General features: G+C 45.4%; 3 protein-coding genes. All 3 read left to right on the plus strand.

Annotation, left to right across the window (positions count from 1 at the left end):
* Window positions 1–218: hypothetical protein (locus tag AB4496_RS09235; RefSeq protein ID WP_372130847.1), on the plus strand; the 218-nt coding region annotated here is incomplete at its 5' end.
* Between the two features lie 328 nt (window positions 219–546).
* A complete protein-coding gene (locus AB4496_RS09240; protein WP_157936401.1) occupies window positions 547–1,023 on the plus strand; it encodes a hypothetical protein in 477 nt (158 codons plus the stop codon).
* Window positions 1,024–1,118: 95 nt separating this feature from the next.
* The coding region (locus AB4496_RS09245; protein ID WP_372130849.1) for a protein-disulfide reductase DsbD family protein at window positions 1,119–3,138 on the plus strand (2,020 nt) is incomplete at its 3' end.

Consider the following 3,138-nt stretch of genomic DNA (forward strand, 5'->3'; position numbering starts at 1 on the left):
TAGAAGAGCTAGAGCAATTCCTAATTTCAGTAGAAGCAGGGGGCTTAGGTCTTGAAGACGTTGAAGGCGTAGGTATGGCCACCAATAATTCTGATGGTCGTCATTTCGTTGCAGTATTCAACAGCAGTCACAAGGTTTTACTCGCTCGCTGGATCACTAAAGAAATCTTTGAAAATGGTAAAGACCTTGTGCGCAACGGTCCTCGCCGTTCTCACTAAATCTTTCCAATAGCACCAATGGTTAAAGCCCAATATGTCCATCTGCGATCTGTTGGGCTTTTTTGTATCTCCTCATGATGAATAGAGCATTCTATACAGGATAAATTAGCGATAACTTCCAGTTGTTGTGAACTTTATCTAGAACTCAATGTCGTATTCGCGTGAGTTGTTGTTTATGCATCGTGTATCTACGGTATATCGCGTTTATGCATCGTTTCACTTTAACAATTTCATGACTTGTGACTCGAAGAGAACTTATTTAAGCTAGCCACAATTCAACAAGCTCGCTTGAGCGACTAACGACTAACTGATTCGACTACTGACTGATTTGCTGAATACACCATTACTTTTCTTATCTCAACAGAACCGCCGACAAAAGCATTCGCTTTGGGCGCTGTTCCTTACCGGACTGGTTATCGTAATCTGTCTGGCGAGTGCGCTTTCTACAAACAAAGTAACCACTTCAGCTTCCCTAATTGGACAATCAATACTTGTCGGCGCAGAAACTAGCCATCCACAAGCAATCGGCGCATCTTTCGATAAAATGTCTGAGCTCTATGCCAGCGTTTTTAGTTCAGAAGCTTCTAAAACTCTGTCAGCGCCAAACTCTAGCGCGTGCAGCCTAAGCTCCAAAATGCTCACCTTCGCAACACCTAAAACAGGTTGGCTGATTCCTTTTATCCTGTTTATTGCTGTTGCGTACAGCCTATCACCGCACATATCGAGATTGTCTAGAGATAACCATCGCTCTTCTCGACCTACAAAACACCGCTTACATCTAAAGCACTGTATATTTAGAGAGTAAATAACCGGGCTACTACACCCTTTTATTTATTTTTTGGAGATACATTTGTGTACAACACACTACTAACTAAGTTTGTCGATTCGTTGGCATTCTGCATGCGTACATGCGCGAAAACGCTAGTCACTGCCCTTTTGGTTATGACGTCATTTACTGCTTTGGCACAGACGACGGGCTGGCTCAGCGTGCCTGAACATCCACCAGTCAAGATGCGAATGATGTCGACGGGTGAACAGTCGGACGACGGTTCTAAGATTCAAACCGTGCTGGATGTCGTTCTCGACGGCGATTGGAAAACCTATTGGCGTAGCCCCGGCGAAGGTGGTATCCCGCCAAGTTGGGACTGGTCTGGTTCAACAAACATAGAGTCGGTAGAGTGGCATTGGCCGCTCCCTAAGTACTACGAACAACTCGACGTGATGACGTTAGGCTACAAAAAACACGTCAGCTTTCCCGTTACGTTGACACTGAAAGACAACACGAAGCCAGCACTGTTCAAGGCGTCGTTCACCTTTCCGTCGTGCACCAATATCTGTGTGTTAACCGATTACGACATCCAATTGCCGATTGATCCGCAAACATTAGAGCTCGATGAAGAAGCGATGTTCTTGTTCAATCAAGGCATGAGCCAATCTCCACGAGAAGCTAACCGCACTTCAGTGAACGGCCTGTTCTGGGATAAAAGTAAACAACAACTGGTGACTCAGCTAACAAGTAAGGAAGGCTGGGATAAACCGATGGTATTGATTGATGGGCAAGAAGTGCTTGATGACTTCTTCTCTCCACCAACCGTCCACATCACAGACAATACAATGACCGCAGTATTCGATGTGAGTAACTGGATCGGCGAGGTCAACTTAACGGATCGCACAGTGAGTATTACCGTTTCAGATACTAACTTTGCCGAAGAGATGACCGCGCAAGTTGAGTCAGACCCGATAGCTTACCAAACAAGCAACAACAGCTTTCTAGTCATGCTTGGCTTTGCTTTAATTGGTGGTTTGATCCTCAACATCATGCCGTGTGTTCTACCCGTATTAGGAATGAAGTTAAACAGCATCATTCAGAACCAAGGTGCTTCAAATCGCCACATCCGACTCTCATTCCTAGCGTCTGCTGCGGGGGTTATCACTTCGTTTTCGCTACTAGCTCTAGGCATGACCGTTCTGAAAATGGGTGGCAATGCGATTGGTTGGGGAATCCAGTTCCAAAATGTTTGGTTCATCGGGTTCATGCTGGTCATTACCCTACTGTTCTCAGTTAACCTGCTCGGTCTATTCGAATTCAGGCTTCCATCAGGCTTGAACACTTGGATGGCAACCAAAGGCGACGACTCACATTCAGGTCACTTCATCCAAGGCATGTTTGCGACACTATTGGCAACGCCTTGCAGTGCTCCATTCCTAGGAACTGCAGTGGCTTATGCTCTGGGCGCAAGTTACCAAGAGTTGTGGGCTATCTTTATCGCACTCGGCATTGGTATGAGCGCACCTTGGTTGATCTTCGCGTTATTCCCAAGCCTAACTAAATTGCTACCAAAACCGGGCGCGTGGATGTTCAAAGTTAAGTTGGTATTCGGCTTAATGATGTTCATCACCAGTCTGTGGTTAACAAACCTGCTGAGCCCATTCGTTGGCAAGTTCCCAACCATCTTGTTGTCACTGTTTATCGTCGTTTCAGTGTTAATTTGGATTGGCATGAAATTAGGACGCAAGGTACTGATTCCTATCATGGCAACCACAACCTTGGTATTTGGTGCTGCATTGATCGTCGGTAGTGTTACTGCTGATAACTGGGCAACGCCAATTGTCGATAACCTTGATTGGCAGAAACTGGATGCGAAACAAATCCCTCAGTTGGTCGAGCAAGGAAAAACAGTCTTTGTCGACGTGACTGCTGAATGGTGTATCACCTGTAAAGCCAACAAAATTGGCGTCATTCTTCAAGATCCTGTCTACAGCCACCTGCAACAAGAAGACATTGTTTTGATGAAAGGCGATTGGACAACACCAAGTGAAAGTGTCACTCAATACTTACAAAGTAATGGGCGATTTGGTGTGCCATTTAATATCGTTTATGGCCCGAGCTATAAAAATGGTATTCCATTACCCGTAATTC

It is taken from the genome of Vibrio sp. 10N.222.46.A1 (genome assembly GCF_041473595.1).
Classification (GTDB): domain Bacteria; phylum Pseudomonadota; class Gammaproteobacteria; order Enterobacterales; family Vibrionaceae; genus Vibrio; species Vibrio tasmaniensis_A.